At 57.3% G+C, this 22,676-nt stretch carries 17 protein-coding genes; 7 read left to right on the top strand and 10 right to left on the bottom strand.

Annotation, left to right across the window (positions count from 1 at the left end; genetic code table 11):
- Positions 1 to 1,475 precede the first annotated feature (1,475 nt).
- The gene (locus GGD63_RS35170; protein WP_183249206.1) at positions 1,476 to 2,531 is read left to right on the top strand and encodes a KamA family radical SAM protein; all 1,056 of its coding nucleotides are present in this window, start codon (positions 1,476 to 1,478) and stop codon (positions 2,529 to 2,531) included.
- A gap of 1,064 nt (positions 2,532 to 3,595) precedes the next feature.
- Here the strand turns inward: GGD63_RS35170 and GGD63_RS40875 are convergent.
- The 4 genes from GGD63_RS40875 to aepX all read right to left on the bottom strand — a co-directional run bounded on the left by GGD63_RS40875 (position 3,596) and on the right by aepX (position 6,280).
- Positions 3,596 to 3,937, bottom strand: a complete 342-nt coding sequence (locus GGD63_RS40875; protein ID WP_312013477.1) for a hypothetical protein — start codon at positions 3,935 to 3,937, stop codon at positions 3,596 to 3,598.
- A 46-nt stretch (positions 3,938 to 3,983) separates the two neighbouring features.
- Positions 3,984 to 4,109: a LysR family transcriptional regulator gene (locus tag GGD63_RS40880; RefSeq protein ID WP_312013480.1), complete on the bottom strand. Its 126-nt coding sequence runs from the start codon at positions 4,107 to 4,109 to the stop codon at positions 3,984 to 3,986.
- A 496-nt stretch (positions 4,110 to 4,605) separates the two neighbouring features.
- Entirely contained in the window at positions 4,606 to 4,839 is a 234-nt protein-coding gene (locus GGD63_RS35180; protein ID WP_183249144.1) for a hypothetical protein, read from the bottom strand.
- 514 nt (positions 4,840 to 5,353) lie between these two features.
- The gene (gene aepX / locus GGD63_RS35185; protein WP_183249152.1) at positions 5,354 to 6,280 is read right to left on the bottom strand and encodes a phosphoenolpyruvate mutase; all 927 of its coding nucleotides are present in this window, start codon (positions 6,278 to 6,280) and stop codon (positions 5,354 to 5,356) included.
- A 410-nt stretch (positions 6,281 to 6,690) separates the two neighbouring features.
- On the opposite strand from aepX, the gene GGD63_RS35190 reads away from it, so the two are divergent.
- Both GGD63_RS35190 and GGD63_RS35195 read left to right on the top strand, forming a co-directional pair.
- Positions 6,691 to 6,942 carry a helix-turn-helix transcriptional regulator gene (locus GGD63_RS35190; RefSeq protein ID WP_246785788.1) on the top strand — a complete coding sequence of 84 codons (252 nt, stop codon included), beginning with the start codon at positions 6,691 to 6,693 and terminating at the stop codon, positions 6,940 to 6,942.
- 781 nt (positions 6,943 to 7,723) lie between these two features.
- Entirely contained in the window at positions 7,724 to 7,930 is a 207-nt protein-coding gene (locus tag GGD63_RS35195; protein WP_312013478.1) for a cold-shock protein, read from the top strand.
- A 680-nt stretch (positions 7,931 to 8,610) separates the two neighbouring features.
- On the opposite strand, the gene GGD63_RS35200 is transcribed toward GGD63_RS35195, so the two are convergent.
- The 6 genes from GGD63_RS35200 to GGD63_RS35225 form a co-directional block, all read right to left on the bottom strand.
- The gene (locus GGD63_RS35200) at positions 8,611 to 8,787 is read right to left on the bottom strand and encodes a hypothetical protein (protein ID WP_183249154.1); all 177 of its coding nucleotides are present in this window, start codon (positions 8,785 to 8,787) and stop codon (positions 8,611 to 8,613) included.
- Between the two features lie 264 nt (positions 8,788 to 9,051).
- Positions 9,052 to 10,545, bottom strand: a complete 1,494-nt coding sequence (gene rpoN, locus GGD63_RS35205) for an RNA polymerase factor sigma-54 (protein ID WP_246785789.1) — start codon at positions 10,543 to 10,545, stop codon at positions 9,052 to 9,054.
- 41 nt (positions 10,546 to 10,586) lie between these two features.
- The gene (locus GGD63_RS35210; RefSeq protein WP_183249156.1) at positions 10,587 to 10,826 is read right to left on the bottom strand and encodes a hypothetical protein; all 240 of its coding nucleotides are present in this window, start codon (positions 10,824 to 10,826) and stop codon (positions 10,587 to 10,589) included.
- A gap of 137 nt (positions 10,827 to 10,963) precedes the next feature.
- Positions 10,964 to 12,406, bottom strand: coding sequence for a phosphonoacetaldehyde dehydrogenase (gene phnY / locus GGD63_RS35215; protein ID WP_183249157.1), 1,443 nt, complete (start codon positions 12,404 to 12,406; stop codon positions 10,964 to 10,966).
- A gap of 199 nt (positions 12,407 to 12,605) precedes the next feature.
- Entirely contained in the window at positions 12,606 to 13,748 is a 1,143-nt protein-coding gene (gene aepY, locus GGD63_RS35220) for a phosphonopyruvate decarboxylase (protein WP_183249159.1), read from the bottom strand.
- 64 nt (positions 13,749 to 13,812) lie between these two features.
- Complete coding sequence (locus GGD63_RS35225) at positions 13,813 to 14,901, bottom strand: methyltransferase (RefSeq protein ID WP_183249161.1); 1,089 nt, start codon at positions 14,899 to 14,901, stop codon at positions 13,813 to 13,815.
- A 911-nt stretch (positions 14,902 to 15,812) separates the two neighbouring features.
- Between GGD63_RS35225 and GGD63_RS35230 the strand changes: the two genes are divergently transcribed.
- The 4 genes from GGD63_RS35230 (at position 15,813) to GGD63_RS35245 (ending at position 22,625) form a co-directional block, all read left to right on the top strand.
- Complete coding sequence (locus tag GGD63_RS35230; protein ID WP_183249163.1) at positions 15,813 to 18,260, top strand: CaiB/BaiF CoA-transferase family protein; 2,448 nt, start codon at positions 15,813 to 15,815, stop codon at positions 18,258 to 18,260.
- 229 nt (positions 18,261 to 18,489) lie between these two features.
- A complete protein-coding gene (locus GGD63_RS35235) occupies positions 18,490 to 19,983 on the top strand; it encodes an alkaline phosphatase family protein (protein ID WP_183249164.1) in 1,494 nt (497 codons plus the stop codon).
- Between the two features lie 481 nt (positions 19,984 to 20,464).
- Positions 20,465 to 21,385, top strand: coding sequence for a 3-hydroxyacyl-CoA dehydrogenase (locus GGD63_RS35240; protein WP_312013479.1), 921 nt, complete (start codon positions 20,465 to 20,467; stop codon positions 21,383 to 21,385).
- A 262-nt stretch (positions 21,386 to 21,647) separates the two neighbouring features.
- The gene (locus GGD63_RS35245) at positions 21,648 to 22,625 is read left to right on the top strand and encodes a 3-keto-5-aminohexanoate cleavage protein (RefSeq protein ID WP_183249168.1); all 978 of its coding nucleotides are present in this window, start codon (positions 21,648 to 21,650) and stop codon (positions 22,623 to 22,625) included.
- Positions 22,626 to 22,676 lie beyond the last annotated feature (51 nt).

Below are 22,676 nucleotides of genomic sequence, written 5' to 3' on the forward strand. Positions count from 1 at the left end.
CAAACGTTGGTCGTCGTTACCGTTTGTATTTCTGCCACGTGAGGACCGTCGATACATTTCAGCCTCTAGGAGCGCGCCGGGACGTATGACTTCTCGCATGTTTGTGCGGTCTAACGTTCAGCGTCGAGCCGAGACAATTGTCTTTCGCGCCTCGCGCTTGTGGACCGGACAAGCAGCGCTTTGCGTGAGCAGGGGCGGCGGCTCCCTCTTGACCGCCAGCCATGCATGCCTTTTGCTTGCAGCTCGCACATCAGAAGCGACTGGCCGCTGTCGGCACTAAGCCGACTATGTGCACATTCGGGAACTGGGAGTTTGCCTGGTGGCCAGTCGATTTCCATGACCGCGCCCGGAGGTGCCAGCGTGGTTAGTGACGCGCTCCGTCGAGGCTGATGGCCTAGCAAGCCCACGGCGTTCGGGGTCGCTATTATTGCGGCGCCCGAAGTCGCGACCTGGCCAACTCCTTCGCCTGCCTCCTCCCGACTTCCGCTCGTGTGCAATTACTTGATGCAACGATCGCACGTGATCGGGACGTCCATGCATGCAGCTGACCGTGATCGCTGACGGCTCACCGCAGCTCGGGCTTGAGGCGACGCGTGGTGTTTGGTTGCGCAGCTGAAGCGCAACTCGCGTCGACACGCGGGTGTTGCTATCGTCGTGACGGCGCCTCCCGATGCCGCAGGATGTGACCTAGTCGATAGCCGTGCGGTAGGACAGATCTCCTTGATCTCCGATTTGAGGATAGCTGGCCCGAACGACGGAATTGTAGCAGGCGGAGGCCTTCGAGCTACTGCGACGTGTACGCTTTGCGGATCGAGACACCCACCGCTAGTTTCGTCAACCTTGCATTCGGGCTAGTCAGAAGATTGCGTCTTTGCAGCGTCGACTTGTCATCGCGATCTGTACGTCAAGCGAATTCGGCAGCGAAAGCCCTCTCCAGGAATGATTCGGTTTGCCGACAGATCATGATCCAGCTAAGCAGCTTGGTTTCAAATATCGACCGGAGTGACGCATTCCTTCGCTCCCGATCGTTCTCATAAAGCTAAAATGATGTCATTGGCCGAGCAAAGACCGCCCCGAAGCACGCTCTCAGATGGCGCTCGTGGCCTGTTAGCTCTATCAAGCAACGGCAAGGTCGGATTAGTGACATCGTGCGCTGAAACGATCTTTTGTCCGATCAACAACATCCATACTCGAGGCTGGCAAACTGCACGACGACGGTCCCTCGACCGGCTGGGACGCTCAAATTCCCGTGCATTTCCCGTATGGAGCGCCACACCTTCTTGGCACGCAGATTGCTGATTGGGTTGAGAACTACATCCCGCACGATCTCACGCCTGCCCAAAGGAGCTCAGATGGAATCCTCTCCATTGACCCAAATCGAGGATACGGACTGTGCGCCGGGCCCATTGGCAGGCTCTGGCGATCGCCTGCCACAATCATGGCCTAAACACGATCCGCCGCTTCGCAGTGCGCTCATGAAATTCATAGATGGCGGCGCTCGCATGATCACAGAGAGCGATGTGCAAGCTCATGGCATCACACGTTATCATATCACAAAGTTCTACCGTGAGCACATCGCCAATAGCGGTTACTACGACCAGCTAAAGTACATTGTTGAGCCCTCAATCGAAGAGTTCGACAGTCCGGGGAGGTTGGATACGAGCGGCGAGCACGACAACACTGTTGTACCAGGGCTTCAGCACAAGTACGCCCAGACCGGCCTGCTGTTGGTAACTAACCGTTGCGCTTCTTATTGTCGTTTTTGCTTCCGCAAACGACTGGTGGGCAAAGAATCCGATGAAATCGTACCAGACGTCGCGAAGGCGGCCCAATATATTATCCGCCATCCTGAGATGACGAATGTGCTGTTGTCAGGAGGTGATCCGTTCGTTCTTAGCACAGCAAAGCTAGATGAAATCCTTACACACCTGCTCCCGATCCCGCATTTGGAGACCATTCGGATCGGCACAAAATTCTTCGCCTTCGAACCAAAACGATTCCGAGATCCTGCTCTACCTGCTTTCTTCCAGCGAATCCGCGATGCAGGCAAGACAGCCGTGCTTGTCACACATTTCGATCACATCGGTGAGATATCGGTTGAGGCTGAGCAGGTTATCCATACTTTGCGCACACAGGGGGTGCAGTTCCTCAATCAATCTGTCCTTCTCTCAAAGGTAAATGATAATCCCGAGATCTTGGCACGGACTTTTGCTAAGTGTCACCAAATAGGTGTCCGTCCGTACTATCTCTTCCAAGCAAGGCCCGTGAAGGGCGCGTCTCATTTTCAGATTCCGCTTCATCGCGGATTAGAGGTTGCGCGCGGCGTCAATCAGCGTCTTGCAGGCATCCAAAAGACATTCAAATACATCATGTCGCACTACACCGGAAAGATCGAGATCCTCGATATTGCAGACGATGGCCGCATTTATATGAGATACCATCAGAACAAGAGCGCGGACAAGATTGGAAAGATCTTTTCGAGGCCATATACCGAGACCGCTTGCTGGTTGGACGATCTACCGGAACGATGAATTGAAGTAGTCTTCCGTCGCGGAAAGTCGCTCGCTTGTGGACCCTGTGAGGCTTTAGGACGCATGGGACGGCTACTCATTGATTCGTTAAAAACAATGTGGTGTTTGCGCGGACACGACCAAGCTGCACCTATTGAGCCAAGGGGACCTATTTCTCAGTCGGGGGCCCACGAACATGGCGCGGCCCCCCGGGATAACCAGTATTAGTCTAGGCCGGTTCATCCCGATGCTAGGTCGCTGCGATCCGAACAGGCGCGAGAGCTTGGGTCTGAGAACCGGGACTTGTCTCGATCGTTGGAAGGATCAGGCGAGAAGCCTCTGGAGAACTTTGCAATCTTGCATACGCGAGCGTTATGATTCAGGCGGGCAGATCGGTGGTTACCAGCCTTGCCTGCGACCCACAAAAGCAGGCGACCGAATTGCCGTTCTGTTCGCGGGCGATCCAGATGCCACAACGGGGCCTCATGCGCCTTCGCCGCCGCGCATTCCTCCACAAGTGCAGAGGCAGGAGCGACAGTTCATGAGCTCTTGGGCGATCAATGGCACGCCTCCGTTCTGTGCAGCCAATTCTTCTGGCACGGCTCGACCGCGGATAGGATGAGATCTCTGCGTTCCGATCCATCACGCTGGCGTCTGGACAGCTGCAACAGAGAGGCGCTATTTTCGTAAGGGTTCGACGGCTCTGCTCGGATGTGTTTTCGAGTTGAGTGCTCTCGACTTGAATAGCGGGCGATGCATCGACATTTCGAGTTGTACTGGTCTGAGGGGCGCCTGCTAGGAGCAGGCAGCCTGCGCAAGTGCAGGCTTCTTGCAAAGACGAGCCACCCATCGGAAAAAAAGAGCGAGCGATCTCGGGATGCTCGCGTCGATCCACAGCATAGGCGCGATATTGCATGCCTCTTGGAGCGCGTGAGCCGGGGATGACTTGCAAAGCGTCCCCTCGCAGCAGATCACTGACGATGAGTTCCGGTGGGACAAGAAGGATTTTCCTGTCATGACGGCCGGCAGAATAAGATAGTTGTGATTATAGCGCACGCCCTCTCGTATGTCGTTTGAGGACAGGTTCATGGCCTCAGCCATGTGGGCAGGATGTCGGGACGCGATGTGATATTCAGTATCGGGGTTAAGCGAGCGATCGAGAGCTCTCTGCCCGCCACCAGATTTGGCGGCCCGACGCATACCAGCTCCTCATTGTAGATCTTCCAGCTGTCGGCGGGTTCGATGACGAACGGGTCGCTTGTGATCAGAAGATTGAAATCATCCGAAGATATCGGCGGCGAGAGCGAGCTCACGATGTCCACCCCGCCCGCTTCAGACGAGAACGCTTGCAGCTTTGGAATCAGATTAGAGAAAGCAAAAGTCGATAGTGATGTGCGAACGACAAATTGATTGGTGCCTGCGGCCAACCGCCTCCGGATTCTCCTGACTGTCTCGAGCGGTTCAGAGACTGCGTTAGCGAATAGCCTTCCGAACTCGGCGCAATTCACTGGGCCGCCCACGCCGCTCAATGAGATCCGCACCCAGATAGTCCTGCAGGACGGACAAACAGCGGCTGACCGAGCTCTGCGTCGTTCCCAGGCTGCTGGCAGCGCGGGTGACGCTGCTTCGCGTGCGACGGTCACAAAAGCGGGGATGGGATTTAAAGGAACTTCATGGCTTAAGCCGCCATTGTCTGCTCCGGCGCCAGAATGAACATTATTCGGCGTCCATGGCGGGATTGCCGCCTATCAAGGGTCGGCTGCGCACAAAATCCGCGTGGAGCGCGCATTGATACTTGTCGAGTACCGAACAAGATCTGCTTCAACAGCTCGGTGCTGTCGCGGGGGGTAGGGCATTTTGCGGCGTGACTGCTTCGGAGAGGTATGGCTATTGACGCCGGACGCCAAGCGGCCCGTCCGGTGCTTGCTTCAACTTGACAAATCTGCGCAGCGCCAATTCGCGGCCGAAGGGACGGCAGGCCGTCATACTTTTGTCCGCAGGTCCTCACTATCGTCAGCGTCGATGCCTTGTGCCTCGGGTGGGAGTGCCGTCATGGGGCAGTGGTCAACGCTTGAACCTACGCTCTTCACGTGATTTATCGTCTGGTCCGAATTTCGAGTTCGATCTCATGCGTCACCTCGATGATGCTCTCTGGATGGCGGCCATTCTCGACAAGAGCGTATTTCAAGGCTTGGGCGCGGCTGACAAAAAGACCACCAAAGGAGCCGCTTTGTTCCCGCGCAATCCAGTTACCGCGTCGGTTCCTGCCAATAAAGACAATCGGCGGTGCCGAGCCACGCGAAGGGGGCTCCAAGATCTGAGTCATCATGTATCACCCGTGACCTGGCGATTAGGTTCGCCAGTCGAGATGCCAATTTTCCATGACTGGTTGCCAGCTGCTGATCGAGATTGTGACGCTATCGTGCACGATGGCCCTCAAGGCGTTGGTGGCCTCAAATATCGTTCCTCTGCCGGCCGCCAATAAGTTGTGGCTCTGATCGCCAGCGCTAAGGAATAGAGCAGACCTGAACCGAGTTCTCCTACCAGTTCTGGAATCAAATGACCCCGAGCATAGGTCCCGTCGGGCGCTGAGACTCGCTGATTGTCATGAGCGCCATCGCTGTCGTTGCGATAACGAGGCCCGGCGCGAGGGCGATCCACCAGGCGGTCATTAAATAGTCTCTGCCGTATCCCACCAAATTGCCCAACCCGGACATCGGCGGCTGTATCTCCAACCCCAGAAAGCTCAGGGTGACACCGCAGCGGAACCGACGAGAGGCGAGGGGGCGCGTTGGGCAGGTCTTGAAGAAGCAAACTTTACGTGCCAGCCCTGCTGTCCCGGCCTACCGAGGCTGTAGATATCGCTTCTCGGATGCGGCCAGTTCGTCATATCTCATGAGATCGAATACCTCAGTGAGCGGTGCGATATGAGATTCAATGCTCGCAACGCTCTCTTGGGCTGCGATACTATCGCAGACACGCCGCATTGCAGCTGCTGCAGCTCGCATGGAATGATTGGCCCAAACGACCGTGGAGATGCGCGCATCGCGATAGGCGGAGACTGGCGTTCGGTAGTATGTCGTCGGAACGAGCACGACAGGAAGCCGGTTCGCCCACTCGGTGGCGAACGAAAGCACCTCGTCCGCGCTACTCTTTCGCGAGTGAATCAAGATAGCATCCGCCCCCGCGTCGGCATAAGCGTGGGCACGAACGATAGCTTCGTTCAGTCCGTGCCCGGCGATCAGCGCTTCGATCCTGGCTACGAGAATAAGAGTTTCGCCGACTACATCCTTTACAGCCCGCAGACGACCGGAGAACTCATCGATATCGGCGAGCGCATGCCGCTCTCCAATGAGCGAGTTCAGCTTCGGAAAGCAGCTGTCCTCAAGCGAGATGCCCGCCCCGCCAGCCTGACGAAGTTTGCGTGCGAGAAGGCGCGCATTGTTGAAATTGCCAAAGCCCCCATCCCCGTCAACGAGCACCGGTAGCTCAGTCGAATCCACGATGCGTTCGACGCTCTCGACGAGCTGGCTCCATGAAGCTTCGTTGGCGTCGCGAAAGCCCAGCGAGCTGGCAATCGACAAACCGGACGCCCAGAGCCCCTTGAATCCCGAGCGCTCGGCGATTCTGGCCGAAAGGCCATCATGCGCCTCCATCAGAAACGAGAGCTCACCATTCGAACAGACCTCGGCGCGAAGCCTTTCGACAGTCGATGGCCGCGTGTATTGGTGAGCTGCGGTGGGCCGAACGGCTTCTGGTTGACACTGCATGCACAAATCCTGGAAGCCGAGCTTCGTTTGGCGCAAACGTCGCTGTTCTTATCCTTTTGGATTGACATCGATCAATGACCAGCTTTGGTAGTTTATTTTGACGTAAAGGGCTTGCATGATTGCCAAGTATTGACGTGAAACGCAAAGTCGTCGTTAGGAATTCATGGGTGTTGATCCCGCTCTCTGGCGCGATGAACGCTTAGTGAAGGGGCGATATTTCACACACAGTTTGGTCTCGACCGCTACGATTGTCGTAATGAAGGTTGTGGCGTTTACGACATATGGCGAGAGCTCCTCGATAGGGCGGGCTTGAAATGGCAGCCTCACGAGAGTAGAGCCGCTAACTCCGAAGAACTTGCTCTGATTCGGCGGGATTTTGCCTGGGCGAGTGAATGGTATGGCATTTGCTGATGCCGTTCCTGATCACTCAAGCCCAGGAAAAAGTCATGGCCGATGTCGAAGAGAAAGTGGTTGTACTGTCGGAACGGGAAGTACAGTGTTTGCGATGGGTCGAGAAGGGGAAGTCATCCTGGTCGATCGGGGTCATCCTGAACGTCAGCGAGAACACCGTCAACTTCCATATCAAGAATGCGATGCGAAAGCTCGAAACGAGCACCCGGACCGAGTGTGTCGTCAAAGCGCGACGTCTGCGTCTTATTTAGGTCGCGGTTCGCGGTGGCGCTAATAAGGCCGTGGATTGCTGTGGCGAAATGCGAAGCAAATTGCGTCCTGCCAACTGTACTGCAATGAAAGAGGCGCTGATACTATAAACATGGCGTGCTTCCAGGTCGTCGCCCATCGTAATGGTGAGGCGTAACGCGGACGAGCGAGCCGATGTAGTGCCGCCGGCGTGTCACGCTCTTGAAAGCTCGACGGTGAGTCCGGCCCCAATCGTCTGTCTCCCTGTTGCGAGCCTACTGGGCTTATACGTGTCACAGGAAGGTCCGGTGATCATAGCGGCAGACGTCCTAAAGCTATGCCTAACCAAAGGCGGATTGGACGGCGTTGGGGGGCAGCAGTGACAGTCGGCCGACGCATTTCCAAAACGTGCTGCTGGTAGACGTTGCTCGAACTCTAGCGGTCTACATGCCTCACCAAAATCGGGTGATGCTCACGGAGCTTTGCCGGCTTGGTGAACGATCTTCGCGGGCCACTAATCCCCAGCTCGTCTTTTGGGTGATTAGAGCGGCGTATGCTATGCATGCAATTCTCCTGTGAATCGTTAGCCACAGCAACCGAAGGAGGCAAAAGCGTCATCAGGACCCTGAGGCCTGGAATTCGCGCCAGGGTCGTTTCTATAGTTCGCGCATTGAGCATAGTAGGCCATCCGACAAAAAAAGAGCGCGAGCCCTTCGCATCGAGCCCGCGGCGTTAGTTGTCGCTGCTCTTGATGATCGGAAGACTCTTCGCTAGATCACAAGCGTTCAGTATGGAGGTGCCGCAGTGGCAATGGGTATTGTGAAGTGGTTCAATCCGACAAAGGGTTATGGGTTTATCAGGCCCGAGGATGGAAGCCCCGATGTCTTCGTGCACCTTAGTGCCGTTGAAAAAGCTGGTTTCACCACCCTCGAAGAGGGAGCCCGCGTAAGTTATGAGCTCAAGACGGGGCGTACGGGCAAAATGTCAGCTGAGGATCTCCGGGTTGGCTGATACGAGCAACGTGATGATGCCCTAAACGAGAGCACGGCTTGTTGAGGATAATTGTGCAGTGGTGGTGACGTCTCGCTGACGTGGCCACCTCTTTTCCGCGCAAGGAACATAACTTCGGCGTGCTCCGCCGGAGCATTGCTATGATGAAGGAGGTGAAGCGCTGGTAACGCAGGAGCCATTAGCTTGTCGCGGGACAAAAGGGGTCTCTTAGCGCGGGCCAGTAGACGATCGTGGTTTTAGTGCAGCGATCTTTTTACCACGAGATCTGAGTTACAAGAACGCGCCAGTATAGCTCCGCACCGTGCTCTGTTGTGGGTCCGGCGCGTTTTCTCTGGCTGGATTGCCTGCTGAAGATGCTCCGTCAATCTATTTCTTGATAAGCACCACCTGAGACGGAGTGAGTTTTGGGAGCATTCGCTAATTGCTGATCAAGGGGCTCTTGCGACTTCTAGCCGGTCTCATGATCATTCCACGCGTGCTGGACCTTCATCAAAAGCGCTCTCTTAGATGGGTATGATTGTCCCGGTCTCACCACGTCTTTCGTATACAAGGACGGCACCGTTACCCCGGAAACCTTGCGAGAAGCTGACGGGCTTCGCCGCTGGCTCGGAAAAAGGCGAGGCACCAGTGCCGCTTCCGCTCCTGCCGTTTGCGGGCTACGATTGTTCTAGCGCAATTGTCTAGACCACTGTCGGCGGCTTTGCCAACCTGCTTGGGGCGAAACGTGCAAAGCGCACGAGAATGGTGCCAACTGCCTTCTGAGCTTTCTCGTCATCGACCTGCCGCGCAAAGTCTCTGAGGCGAAGAAGCCGCGTCCCATCGCGATCGGCGGTGTTGCCTCGAGCAACGTTGCTCATGATCTAATCCAAAGCCGCGCGTTGGTAGCAGCGGCCGCCGGGATTATCATCTAAACCTCCCCGAATTGCACCCTCCAAGAGCCCCCATCCGCCCTCCAGCTGCGCGCTAATAACGGATTTCATCTCGATGATGTGATCGAGCCGAGCCGGGGAAGGTCTCGTTCTCCAATATCGCAGCACTCCAGTCGTTGCTTATCGCTCCTGGCCAACGCAGTCCGAGGCGAGTAATAACGCCCGACGAAGTTCAAGGCCGCTTTTCGGTAGTTAGGACAAAGGGTCGCTTTCGGGCTCCCCAATCAACGGCTTGGGAGGACGGCGAGATATGGCCGATGCTCGGCTGTTGATTGTCACCCACTCTTTGTCGAGACGGCGCTGCACCGAGGAAGGAATGCGCATGGCTTCGCGGTACTTCGCGACCGTGCGGCGGGCAATATCAATCCCCGAAGCGCGCAACCGTTCCACGATCGTATCGTCGGAGAGGACCGCTGCGGGCTCCTCCGAATCGATCAGCTGCTTGATGTGGTGACGCACGGCTTCGGCCGAATGCGCCTCGCCGCCATCAGCCGAGGCGATTGACGCGGTGAAGAAATATTTCAACTCGAATGTACCGCGATTTGTCGCCATGTATTTGTTGGCGGTGACGCGTGAGACCGTGGATTCATGCATCTGAATGGCCTCGGCGACGTCCTTTAGATTCAGCGGGTTCAAATGCGCGACTCCATGGGTGAAGAATCCGTCCTGCTGGCGCACGATCTCGGTTGCAACTTTCAGGATAGTGCGCGCCCGCTGGTCGAGCGCGCGCACCAGCCACGACGCGTTCTGCAGTGCATCAGTGAAATATGACTTGTCGCCGTCCTTACCGATCTTCTTCGACAGCTCGGAATAGTAGGTCTGGTTGACCAGCACGCGCGGCAAGGTGTCGCTGTTGAGCTCGACATGCCAGCCGCCGTCCGGACCCGGGCGGACATAGACGTCGGGCACCATGGTCTGGAGCCGCGCCGAGCCGAACTTCATGCCGGGCTTGGGATTGAGCCGGCGGATCTCGCCGATCATGTCGGCGATGTCCTCATCGTCGACGCCGCAGAGCTTGCGCAGGCTCGCAATGTCGCGCTTGGCGAGGAGATCGAGATGCTCGACGAGCGCCTGCATCGCGGGATCGTAGCGGTCGAGCTCGCGGAGCTGGATCGCTAAGCATTCGCTCAAATTGCGCGCGCAGACGCCGGGCGGATCGAATTTTTGCAGCACGGCAAGAACATTCTCGACGTCCTCTTGCGTTGCCCCAAGCCGCTCGGTCGCCCCGCCGAGATCGGGCGGCAGATAGCCGGCTTCATCGACGAGGTCGATCAAATACTGCCCGATCATCCGCTGCGTGGGTGAGGTGACGGCGACCGAGAGCTGCTCGGCGAGAGAGCCTAACAATGTTGTCTCGGCCGCGACAAAAGCTTCAAGATTGTAGTCTTCGTCACCCGAGGAGGCGCCGCCCCATTCGGTGTGGGCAGTCGGCGCCGCGTCCTGGTCGTTGCGCGCGGCCGCCGCGGCCGGCTGTTCGGCGCTGACCTCACCGCCCCCGGTCAGGGATTCGACGCCAGCTGCCTCGCCACTGGCGCGCTCGAGCAGAGGATTGCGCTCGAGCTCCTCCTCCACGAACGCTGTGAGATCGAGATTGGACAATTGCAGCAGTTTGATCGCCTGCATCAACTGCGGCGACATGACCAACGATTGCGAATGCCGGTACTCTAATCTCTGCGCGAGCGACATGGAGGAAGAACCAATGCTGGACTTAGCTGAGGTTCCTTCATCTAGTCAGGAGCTGATCCACGCGCAAAAGCAGAGTCGAGGTGGAAGTTCTGGTGCGAACAACTGGAAGGGCGGAAGGTATGCAGGATGAATTCGTGGGTAATTGAAAGCATCTCGGGATGCTTGCGTCGTTCCAGCATGATGCGGATCGTCGCTTCTCCGAGCGCTGCGGGCGTGTCTGACGCGGAATGCGTTTGGCACTCGTCCTGCCGGCGCTTTACCTGGTCCGATTTCCGCTTCATCTTCGCTCTTGGTGGCTATCAGGAACCAGAAATCCTCGCTCCGTGAGGGTCTTCAACGCGTCCACTAGTGCTGGCGGCAACCGGGCTCTTGCCCTTTCCACGAATCGATTTTCGGAATGCTGTAGCCCGTTGAAGGCTTAGACCGGCCACGGGAGGGAGTACGTCTTCACCTGGGTGAAGCCGCGCATCGCCTCGAGAACACCCTCCTTATAGCCGAGCCCGGATTGCTTGATCCCGCCGAAGGGCGTCATTTCGGTCCGATAACCGGGGACTTCCCATACGTTCACGCTTCCTACGTCGAGACCATTGATCAATCTTGTGACATGATCAATCCGGTTAGAGCAAACACCCGCGGAAAGTCCAAACTTGGTCGCATTCGCAATTGATATGATTTGATCGATATCGTTCGGGCAACGGATGATCGGAAGCACGGGCCCGAATGTTTCTTCAACAACAAGTTCGGAGGTCGCCCGAACATGATCCAGAAGCGTAGGTGGATAAAATGCGCCGTGAGGCCGACTGCCGAGTAGCCGGACCGCACCATCATCAATCGCACCGGCAACACGTCGGGCGATAACTTGAGCGGCCTCTTGGCTGATCACGGTCCCGACGTCCACAAATGGATCGCTGGGGTCGCCGGTCATGAGCTGCCGCATGTAATGGAGCGCGCGATCTGCAAAATCGTCTGCGATAGTTCCGGCTACCAACGCCCGCTTGACGGCTGTGCATCGTTGACCCGAATTCTTGGTTGCACCTTGGACGGCCAAATACGCCGCACGTTCGGGATTAGCATCCCCAAGAACGATGATTGGGTCGTTCCCTCCGAGCTCGAGTATGAGCTTCCGGTACCCGGCCCGCTCGGCGATGTATCGCCCCACGCCAACGGACCCTGTAAATGTCACCAGCTCCGCATCCGGGTCGGTGAACATAGCATCTTGCAACGAGTCCGGAGTTCCCGTCAGGATTGAAAGCATCTCCTCTGGCAGTCCCTGCTCAAACAGTATCCTGCCAAGCGCCAGGGCGGTCAGTGGAGCGCGCTCGGATGGCTTTAGGACCACCCGGTTGTTTGTCGCGATGGCGGGAGCAAGTTTATGGCTGACAAGATTGAGAGGATGATTGAATGGAGTAATTGCTGAGATCACACCGACAAGAGGCCTGCGCATGGCAAAGATGCGTCGTTCGTGAGGAGTTGTGCCAATGTCACATGGATAAATCTCGCCCTCGCTCTGAATCAGTGCGTGGGCGGCAAACGACCAGACGTCGCAGGCGCGTTTGGTCTCATGCAGAGCGTCTTTCAGGCAGAGACCAGTCTCGGACGTAATTAGCCGCGCGAGCTGGTCTTGATCTCGTCTAATCGCGCTTGCGGTCCCAAGGAGAATATCCGTCCGTTCGCGTCGGGTCAGCTGGGGACGGGTTCGCGCCGCCGCCTGAAACGCCTTTCGTACATGGTCCGGTCGTGCCTGCGGCACTTTGCCCACAAGCGTCCCCGTGAAAGGATTCCTTACGTCGATCGTCAGGTCCGAATGGGAAGCCGAACCTGCTATGAGCATCGGATGATAGTCTTGATCGGTATCAGGCATGCGATAGCTCAACCAGGATGTGACTATGAGATTGCCGGAATGTGTCTCGTCTTCGCCGGGAATAGCTCCACTGGCGGCGAGCGGAGCCGTCGGAGCGGTTGTTTGATGGCAGGTCGCTTTGGAAAGGAGCGCCAATGTAGGCCAGGCGCAGGATGGCCAGAGTCGAATATGATAGCTTCCGGTGCATCACTATTTCCTTCTACCATGCTGTAGCCGGCTCGCTGCCGCGGTTGTGGAGCGCTCGCTGGAACGTGGTCTTGTTCTGAAGAGGCGAATATCGGGAGGTGACGCGAGGAAGCCGAGACGGATGCTTCTGATTGACCTTGCAAACTATGAAATGAGGGCCACTCGTCCTCAAGCATTGCTGCGTGACCTCTATGAGATGATCTGACCGTTTACAAAGGGCGGTGGTGCGATACCCGCAAGCTGAGGCAACGGCGTCGAGAGATGATGTTCGTGAGGTTGAGAGCTGGCCACCTGTTGAAACGTAGCCTTCGTTGTCTAGCACCACGTGGATCAGGTTGTTTGGGCTTGTGTAGCCAATGGTGGACAGAGTCCCCATGTGCATCAGTACGCTGCCGTCTCCATCCAGTGCCAGGACCGTTCTGGTAGGCGCCGTAAGCGCGAGTCCTGCAGCGACCGCGCTGCAATGTCCCAGCGAGCCCTGGATATAGAGATTCAGCGGACGATCCCGGACCCGGAACAGCTCACGAGAGATAAATCCGGACGTAGAGACAATGAGGGTATCTGAGTCGATCTGCTTGCAAATCGTCTCGATGACCTCCCCGACACTGAGGTCATAGCCGATCGTGCTCGGCGGTCGTTTTCCTGCGATCGAACTGGATAGCTGGCCACTCCGAAAGAGCAGCGCAAAAGACGCCCCTTTGCGAAATAATTCGTCGCTGCGCGCGATTGCGTGATCCAATCCGGAATCAGTTCCATCGAAGTCGCACCACTCGATAGAGAGCAAGTCTAGGAGGGCCGTTGTCTTGGCTCCCATCATCGTGTGTTGTGGCTCGTCCGCAGGCTCATCGGGATGACCGCGGACGGATAGGAGGAGCAGGACCGGTATTTCACTGACCATTAAGAGTGACGTCAACGGGTTGATGATATTTCCGAGGCCGGAGTTCTGAAGCGCCACCACTGCTCGGCGACCAGACAGCACCGCACCCGCGGCCAGGGCAACTGCACTGCCTTCATTGGCTGCAGGGATCGCCAAGAATCCAGGCTCACGAGCCGCTTCGTCGAACAGGTCCCCAAAGTGTGAACAGGGGACGCCGGAGAACAGACTGTACCCAGCCGTCCGGAGCTTCGACAACAGAACGTTGGTCTGGATCGGCATGTCGGACTCACGAAATTGATGAAGAGCAGCGCAGTACCAACTGCCTCTCAACCCGTCTTGAATTTTAGGTGGCCTTTCGTGCGACAACTAAGCTGCGGTTGCAGATAGATTTGTGGTAATCGATTTGCTTGAAGCCAGCGTCCTCAAGCATCGTGCGCATGTCCTCGAAGCTGTAACAGCAGCCCTCATACCCTGTCGTGAGCAGCACGGAATATTCTGCTTCAGCAGCCGGAGACGGATGGCCTCCACGGTCGTCCGGATGGCAGCTGAAAATCGCCAGGCGCCCGCCGGAACGAAGGGCGTCGTAAGACTTGTTCAGGAGAAGGCGGACCTTGTCTGATCCCCAATTATGAAGAACGTGCGAATAAAGATGGAGGGTTGCGTCCCTTGGCAGCGGGTTAACGAACATGTCTCCAGCTATGACTTGGGCGCGATCCGGGTAAAGATTTCGATCCGTGAGACATCTCCGCGCAAGCTGGTCAACGGGTGGCCGTTCCAAAATGGTCGCTGTGAGTGCGGGATAGCGCATTAGCAAATAGGCGGAATACACGCCCGATCCACCGCCCACGTCGAGGACAGAACTGTCGTTCGTGCAGTCAAGAAGAGCTGCAAGGTGTGGAGCAAAAACCCGCCCTCGCTCCTCCATCCCGCGTGTATTCAGGTCGGCGAACTCGTCGGTCTGCATCAGGGCGTCCCAGCTTTTTGTCACACCACGCTCAATGTGCCAGGTGTCGGCGCCGCCATCTCGCAAAATTTCGTAAAGCTCCCGAACGGAAGGCTTATACTTCATTGTAGCGATATACGATGCGACGCTATCCGGGGAGTTTCCACTCAGATACCGAACGGACGCGGCGGTTGCGTGCAGCCGGCCGGCTTCCTTGGTGATGAGGCCCCACGATTCGAAGAGGCGAAGCATGGTCCGCGTCGGACGCTCCCGAAGAGAGAAATGGACCCGAAGTTCCTCCTCCGTTACCGGATGACCATCAAGGTAGGTAAAAAGATCAAGCCATGAGACTGCCGCAATATAGAGATCCGCGGCATAGGAGCTGTCGCGCCACCTGATTATCTGCGCAATGTTGGGCGCACGGTCAGGGCCATCGGGCGAGCCTTTGGAAACTAAAGCGGCGCTAGATGATGCTGCAGATGATTGCATGATCGCATGTCCCTCTAGATGAAAGTGCATTCAGGAGCAGATGATGTCGCTCATCAGGCCGGCAAACCTCTCACCTCTGAGGAAGCTGGGGCAGCAACGAAAGACGCTGAAGGCGCGGTAACTCAGAGCGGACCGATCGACAGCCCGAGAGCTAGAAATATCTCCGGTGACATCTGAGGCCGCGCTCGGCCATTGCGCGTCCGAGTCACACTACGTTTCCATGAGGTAGAGAGCTCCTGTTGCATTCGACCGCTGACGGCACGCAATTGTAGCGCTCGTCCTAATCTGCAGTGACACATGTCCTTCCACTGGATCAATTGCGAGCGTTGGTAGTTGACTACGAGGAATGGAGCGAGGCGCCGCCACCAACGGAGAGTGTTGCGACATTCGCCTATTGGATCTTGTTCGGCAGATAGCCGAGCGCAAGCGGACGCTTTGTCTCATTCCGCACATTTTGTGATAATTGCGTCAATTCGCTTGATTGCGTCGAACGAGATGCAATGTCTATCTAGCCCTTGTCTTGCGTTATGAATTGCGCGCGCGACGTGATTGGTACGATTGTTGCTGCGTTGGCGTCACTTCCTCTACGAGAGCGAAGAGATCGCATATGGCCTTGTCTGCATCCAGGTGTTCCTACGTTCTGCACAAATTCGGCAATTCATTCCGCCGTGGACAGGCAAGCGCCGGCCACTCAATGACATTTTGCTTCTTCGAGCCGGATGTCGAGTGTCCTAGTCATTGTCGCTCGGGTCCACGTCATTTCCGCCGTGCTCAGGCTCGATTCCGCGTACCGGCTACAGAACGGGCCCTTGATCGCTATACCACGACGGCCGGGATACCCATGGCCTGCTAGGCGGCGGCACGCTTGCTCGTCGAGACGCGGATTCGGCGAGTGATATTTGGGGCATGGTATGGATAGCAAAAGGAAACAGTCTCCGGGGGTATTGTCACATCTGAGGGTGATCGAGATCGGCAGCTCGGACGCAAGCAGCTATTGCGCTCGATTGTTCGCAGATTTCGGGGCTGCCGTTCAGAAGATCGAGCCGCCGGGGGGAGATCTAATACGCCGTACTGCGCCACTCACTCCCAAGGGCCAAAGTGCGTGGTTCGCATTTCTCAATTTCAACAAATCGAGCACTATCCTCGATCCTGCGGACGCGGGCGCAATCGCCCGACTAACTGCACTGGTCGAGGGTTGCGATGTCTTGATCGATGGTCGGGATGTTGATTCGGCGAATTGCCCGCCCATTGATGTCGCTGCGATCCGTGACCGACACTCCGGCTTGATCCACGTTGCGGCGAGCTGGTTCGGGCGTGGAGGACCCTATACGGACTTTGCAGCGACAGATTCGACCGTCCGTGCACTTGCTGGCCTCATCAAGCTGGTTGGGCCGGCAGAGGGGCCACCTTCACACGCTCCAGATTTCCAGACGGGTATTCTTGCCGGCCTGTGGGCGTTTATTGCCGCGGCTTCTTCGGTGATTGCTCGAATGCGGGGCGAGCAGGGCCGGAGGTGGTCACTCAGTATCTTCGAATCGACCCTCGCTCTCAGCGAATACCTCATCTTTGAGGCATCGGCGCAAGGCGACGTCGTACGCCGTATTGGCATCAATCGCTTCTGGCCGGTCTTTCCGGCGGGTATTTACGAAACAAAAAGGGGATGGCTTGGCGTTACAGCCTTCACACCCGCTCAGTGGAGAGCGTTCTGCGATATGCTCGACCTTTCCGAACTTGGAGACAATCCGGATCTGCTCCTTGGCAAGGATCGTCTGCAAGACATTGAACAGATCGAACAACAATTCGCACCGAGACTGAAAACGCGTACATCGCAGCAGTGGGTTACCGAGGGGCGTAAACGTAAGATTCCTATCGTGCCAGTGCCCAAAATGTCTGAGCTTCTCTACGACGCTGAGATGAAAGAGCGCGGCGCGATCGTGCCTGTTGTCCTTGACGGAGAGCAGGGCCTGACCGCCGGCTCGATGCAACGCCTGACGTTAACTCCGCCGCGCCGAGGTGGTAAGGTTCCGGCTGCGGGCGGACAGCAAGCTATCGCGCACCTCCGGAGGCGTCTGCCTTCACCTTCAGCGGCCAGCGTTGATGCCGGACGGCCGCCCTTGGATGGGGTTCGCGTGATGGACTTCTCGATGGGGTGGTCAGGACCGTTGTGTACGCGCATCCTGGCGGATCTTGGTGCGGACGTCATCAAAATCGAGGCCATCCAACATCCCGATTGGTGGCGCGGCGTCGACCGACGCCCAGCTTTCATCGAAGATAAAATGTACGAGCGGGCGCCATGCTTCTGCATCATGAACCGCAACAAACGCGGCATTACACTCGACCTCACGCGGCCACGAGGTCTCGCTCTTGTTAAGGAACTTGTGTCGAAAGCCGATATTGTCGTCGATAATTATTCAGTAGATGTCCTGCCGAAGCTCGGACTAGGCTTTGATGTGCTCCGAGCGCTCAACCCTCGACTGGTTAAGCTGTCGCTGTCCGCGTTTGGCGTGGATAGTATTTATCGCGATTGTCGGGCTTACGGCTCGACTCTCGAACAGGGCTCGGGCTTGCCGACTGTGGTCGGAAAGTCCGACATGCCGCCCGTGATGAGCCATATTGCCTTCGGAGATGCTATCGGCGGCTTGAACGGCTGCGCCGCAATTCTGATCGCGCTGATTTGGGCCCGTGATGCCGGGCAAGGACAGCTTATTGATCTTGCCCAGATCGAATGCATGCTGCCATTTGCGGCGCCATGGTTCACTGTCCACTCGATTGACCGTATGCCGCCGAAAAGGTACGGCAATCGGCATCCGCAGTTCGTGCCTCACGGCTGCTTTCGATGCGCGGGCGAGGATAACTGGCTTATAGTAGCCGCCACCGACAATGAGATGTGGCAGAGGCTTGCCATTCTTATTGGTCGACCAGACTGGGCCATGAACGCATCGCTTAATTCTGCAGAAGCCCGCCGTAGCATTGAAGACGACATCGAGAACGCTATAGAAGCCTGGACGCGCGCCCGTGATGCAGATCAGGCGATGTTCGAATTGCAGTCGGTAAGGGTTGCGTCCGGCGTAGCTCGGCATCCAATCGACCTGCTCCAGGATCCCCATCTAAGGTCGCGGGCATTTCTGCAACAAGTCGAGCGCCCCTTCATAGGCGCGCATCTACAGCCATCGATGCCGATCCGCGAAGGGGCAGGACCTTATACGATTCGTGCGGCAGCGCCGACATTGGGGCAGCACAACAGCGAGATCCTGACTGGGCTTCTCGAGCTCTCCGATAGCGATGTTGCTGAACTCGCGAGAGAAGGCATCATCGGGACGACAATGCTTCGCGAGGGACGGAGTGTGTCTTCAGGATAACCGGCCCAGGTATTGTGTCTGAGAGCGGCTGTCGTGCGTGACGATAACGGCACGATCTCGCGTCCTGAGCGAAAGTCGTGACGGGACGACGAAAGGATCACATGGACGGCGCCAAAAGTATCGGTGGCATAGTCATACCCAGCGTGTGCCGATCTCTCACCGTGTGACGGCGCTTCAAGTGAGCAGCCGTGACGAGCCATGAAACATATAGCTAAGCGAGCATGCCACTATGTCATCAGGTCCAAACCGCGTTATCATCGTGCTATTTGGCGGGCTTCGGCCCGATCTGATTAGTCGATCGCTGACGCCGAACCTGGATAGACTGAAGCGCCGAGGTGCTACTCTGGCGCGACAGCGCACCATCTACCCCAGCGAGACCCGGATTTCACTGACGAGCCTGATCACTGGCGCGACGCCAGATCGTCACGGCATTGTCGGCAACAGGTTTCTCGATCGCGTGGCCGCAGCGCCGCGCTTGATCGACACGAGCGACGACCGCCTGGTCGAGGACCTCGATGCCGCGAGCTGCGGCCATCTGGTCGGTGCGCCATCGCTGGGCGAGATCCTCGCGGCCAACGGCAAGACGTTTGCGGTTCTCGCCTCCAATTCGGCGGGAGCAACTCGCATGCTGAACCACAAGGCTCGATCGCTCAGCCAAGTGACGCTCTCGGGTCATTTCCCTCGCGTCGCGACGTCGGCCACAATGCTCGAAAGGGTCGAAGCGCGGCTTGGGCCGACGCCCGCGCCGACGCCTCACGGTACCCCGGATCTTTCCGCTCAAGCCTTTCTAACATCGGCGCTGCTTGATGAGGTCTGGCCCCAAATTCAGCCCGATGTCGCAATTCTCTCCTTCGGCGAGCCTCACACTTCGTCGCATTATTGCGGAATCGGCGCGACGCGGACTCTGGAGGTGATCGGCTTTCTCGACCGCCAATTTGGCCGCGTGCTTGAATGGTGGGAATCTGAAGGGGCGCCGAAAGGCGTGCACCTTATCGTAGCATCCGATCATGGCCATGTCACGGTGCACGCGCAGGCTGATCTCTTGGACACGTTGAAGGCGACTGGGATGCGCTGTGGCCAAGTGCCAGGACCGGGGACCGACGCGGTCGTCATCTCGGGGCAGGTTGGCGCCATTTACTTGACGGAGCCATCCGACCGCGCCATCAGCCGCTTGGTTGCGGCAATGATGGAGCGCCCTTGGTGCGGACCGGTTTTTACGGCCGCTAAGAGCGGGGAGGAGGGGATCGCACCAGGTAGCCTCGCCCGCCATCTGGTCTTCGCCGATCATCCCCGGTCGGCCGACATTTTGTTTTCGTTTCGGGGGGATGATGGTCTCGATCCCTTTGGCCTTCCCGGCCGCTGCTGGAGTCCGAACTCGCCGGTTGGGCTCGGCGTGCACGGCGGGCTGAACGCCAGGGAAATGTCGTCGCTTGGCATCCTAGCGGGCCCATTGTTCAGAAGCGGCGTGGAATCGCATGTGCCTTCGGGTATCTGCGACTTTGCACCGACCGTGCTCAGCCTGCTTGGCATTTCGCGACCGTCCACGATGACCGGCCGCGTCCTCGCGGAGGTCCTCATCTTCGGTGCAGAGAATCCTCCAGCCATCGAGACGGTTCATAGGGCGAGAGCCGGTGGATACCAGCAGGACCTGCGTCGTGTGCAGGTCGGCGCGACAATCTACGTCGATTCGGCGGATGCTTCTTCATCCAATCACCGCGGTTGATCGTACGCGAGGGTCGATCACGACCCGTGAAAAAAACGCCGCTGATCTACTTCTGTCTGTCTTCCGTCTGATGGCCGTAACTGCAAGCGTCAAGCAGGGCGGCAGATTGCGTCGGCTTTGTTGTCCAAGGTCACTCGCAGCAATGCTGTCGGATTTGAAGCAAGAAAGCTGTGCCGCTCTCTTTCAGAAGCACGCCAGCACAATCAGGCCATCGTGGGCTTTGGCAGATTCCGGCGGTCAGAGCTGCCACAGACCGTTGTGAGTTGGCCCAGCTCTTGCTCCGTTACTTGCCAAGGACTGTATAGTTCCGCCCGACTAGGCTTGCAAGGGACGGCGATGCAAGATGCTCAGATGCTTCAAGCCTCAGATAATTCAAAGCGCGCTTCAGCCGAGCCTGACGCGATGAGATTGCTTGGCAAATGCTGCTAGCTCGAGCTCGTCAGCGACTAGCGTACGTTACATATCACACGAGGCGAAAAGCGTGCCGGGTGCTAGTACCCCCAATTTGAAGCCTTTGATTGGCCCGAAGCCGGCAGCTGGCCGGCTATTTTTTCTCGAGGTCAGCACCAACCGCGTTCAGGCCATGAAACCGGACGGCACCAATCGAGAGGTTATTGTCACCGATTGTCAACTTCCGGACGGTCTCGCCGTCGATGTCCGTGCCGGTCATGTCTATTGGACCAATATGGGTTCAGCCATCGATGTCAACGACGGGTCGATCGAGCGGGCTGACATTGATGGAAGGGCTCGGAAAGTGATTGTCCCACGCGGTGCGACGTTCACGCCAAAGCAGATCCAACTCGATGAAGAGAACGCCAAGCTCTATTGGTGTGACCGTGAAGGAATGCGCGTGATGCGCTGCAATCTCGATGGGTCAGAGATCGAGACGCTGATCGAGGCCGGTCGCGGCGAGGTCGATCGACGGGATCCAACCAGATGGTGCGTGGGCATCACGATCGATACCGAGCGTCAGCAGATGTATTGGACGCAGAAAGGTCCGGAAAATGGCGGGCTAGGCCGCATCTTTCGGGCCAACACCGCTACTCCAAACGGCGAGGAGCCGGCGAATCGCTCGGATGTCGAGTTGCTCTACGGCGGTTTGCCGGAACCGATTCACTTAGAGTTCGATTTGTCGAACCGGATCCTTTATTGGACTGACCGCGGCGACCCTCCCCGCGGCAACACTGTCAATCGGGCAAGACCGGATACCGAGGGTGGTCCAGAGATCCTGATCACGCACCTCATGGAGGGGATCGGCATAGCCCTCAACGTTCCAGGTAACGAGATGTTCGTCACTGACCTCGCCGGATCAATCTATTCTGCGGATCTCGATGGGAAGAACAAACGCAACGTGCTCTGGTCCCAAGGCAATTTCACCGGTATCGCATATGCCGAAATCTAACGATCCTTTAGACGAATGCTATGGCCTGATCCAACGAGGCCGCTGCGCGCTCACCACGACTACGTTTGGGAGCACGCCGGTCCGCGCAGTCTCGCCTGGCGGGGCTGATAGCAGCTATTGAATTGACACCGAAGGCAGGAGGCGCGCAGGCGCAAATCGTCGCGGAAGATGCGTAAGCTTCCGAGCCTTGCGCGGAATCGCCGACCTCGCATCGGAAAGCTGGCGAGGGATTCATGCGACGGAGAACAAGAGGACGCTCCAGATGACATTCGAGAAAAAGGTCATTGTCACGATCGCTCCAACGGGGGGAGTTGTGAAGAAGTCGCAAAACCCGCACCTGCCGACGCAACCCGCCGAGATCGCTGAGGATGTGTACCGGTGTCACGGAGCGGGGGCGTCAATCGTGGCGCTGCATGCGCGCAGACCGGACGACGCTGCGACCTGCAATCCAGAGATCTATCAGGACATCAACTCGCGAATAACGGCAAAGTGCGACATCATCATCAACAATAGCACGGGCGGGGGCGTTGATGGTGACATGCTGCGGCCGATCGAGCCTGGTCTTGACGAGGTAATATTCGCAGAGCGTCTAAAAGGTCTTAAGGCTGGCGCCGAAATGGCGACATTTGATGCTCACACCGTTCTCGCCAGTTTCAACGGACGCGAGGTTTTGGTGAGCACCTCGCCGGCGCGGTGCGACATCATGGCAAAATGCTTTCAGAAAGCGGGTATCAAGCCCGAATGGGAATGCTTTTCGCTCGCTCACCTTCTTCAGGATCCCACGCGCTTGATCAATGAAGGGATCGACAGGCCCCCATATTGGATCAACTTCGTCCTTGGCGCCGATCGCGCAATCCAGGGTGGATTGCCTTATACGCCTCGGATCCTCGACATGCTCATCAGTAATCTGCCGAAAAAAGCCATGTTTTGCGTCAGCGGGGTCGGTCGCGCTCAGTTGCCCGCAACCACTCACGCAGTGCTCGCCGGTGGTCACGTTCGTGTTGGCCTGGAAGACAATTTGTACCTCGAACAGGGAGTACTTGCTACGAATGTAGGACTCGTCGAGAAAACGGTGCGCGTTATCCGAGAACTTGGTTGCGAGCCCGCAACACCAGCTGAAGCCCGCGCGGTGCTTGGACTTGCGAGACGGAATCATTCTGAACAGCCGCCGAATGCTGCCGCTCGAGAGCAGTACGATAGCTTGGCCTTAGATGACGCGCCCTATCATGCGTTGGACTAACAATACCTGTGGTTCACGTCTTTCCACCTTCGGTTCCGATAGCCATCCCGC

It is taken from the genome of Bradyrhizobium sp. cir1 (genome assembly GCF_014198245.1).
Lineage (GTDB): Bacteria > Pseudomonadota > Alphaproteobacteria > Rhizobiales > Xanthobacteraceae > Bradyrhizobium.

What these genes read in the sequence shown, in the direction of transcription:
- GGD63_RS35170 (WP_183249206.1), top strand. Translation starts at nt 1,476, where the DNA reads ATGAAATTCATAGATGGCGGCGCTCGCATGATCACAGAGAGCGATGTG.
- GGD63_RS35180 (WP_183249144.1), bottom strand. Translation starts at nt 4,839, where the DNA reads ATGATGACTCAGATCTTGGAGCCCCCTTCGCGTGGCTCGGCACCGCCG.
- aepX (WP_183249152.1), bottom strand. Translation starts at nt 6,280, where the DNA reads ATGCAGTGTCAACCAGAAGCCGTTCGGCCCACCGCAGCTCACCAATAC.
- GGD63_RS35190 (WP_246785788.1), top strand. Translation starts at nt 6,691, where the DNA reads ATGCCGTTCCTGATCACTCAAGCCCAGGAAAAAGTCATGGCCGATGTC.
- GGD63_RS35200 (WP_183249154.1), bottom strand. Translation starts at nt 8,787, where the DNA reads ATGAGCAACGTTGCTCGAGGCAACACCGCCGATCGCGATGGGACGCGG.
- rpoN (WP_246785789.1), bottom strand. Translation starts at nt 10,545, where the DNA reads ATGTCGCTCGCGCAGAGATTAGAGTACCGGCATTCGCAATCGTTGGTC.
- GGD63_RS35210 (WP_183249156.1), bottom strand. Translation starts at nt 10,826, where the DNA reads ATGAAGCGGAAATCGGACCAGGTAAAGCGCCGGCAGGACGAGTGCCAA.
- phnY (WP_183249157.1), bottom strand. Translation starts at nt 12,406, where the DNA reads ATGCCTGATACCGATCAAGACTATCATCCGATGCTCATAGCAGGTTCG.
- aepY (WP_183249159.1), bottom strand. Translation starts at nt 13,748, where the DNA reads ATGCCGATCCAGACCAACGTTCTGTTGTCGAAGCTCCGGACGGCTGGG.
- GGD63_RS35225 (WP_183249161.1), bottom strand. Translation starts at nt 14,901, where the DNA reads ATGCAATCATCTGCAGCATCATCTAGCGCCGCTTTAGTTTCCAAAGGC.
- GGD63_RS35230 (WP_183249163.1), top strand. Translation starts at nt 15,813, where the DNA reads ATGGATAGCAAAAGGAAACAGTCTCCGGGGGTATTGTCACATCTGAGG.
- GGD63_RS35235 (WP_183249164.1), top strand. Translation starts at nt 18,490, where the DNA reads ATGTCATCAGGTCCAAACCGCGTTATCATCGTGCTATTTGGCGGGCTT.
- GGD63_RS35245 (WP_183249168.1), top strand. Translation starts at nt 21,648, where the DNA reads ATGACATTCGAGAAAAAGGTCATTGTCACGATCGCTCCAACGGGGGGA.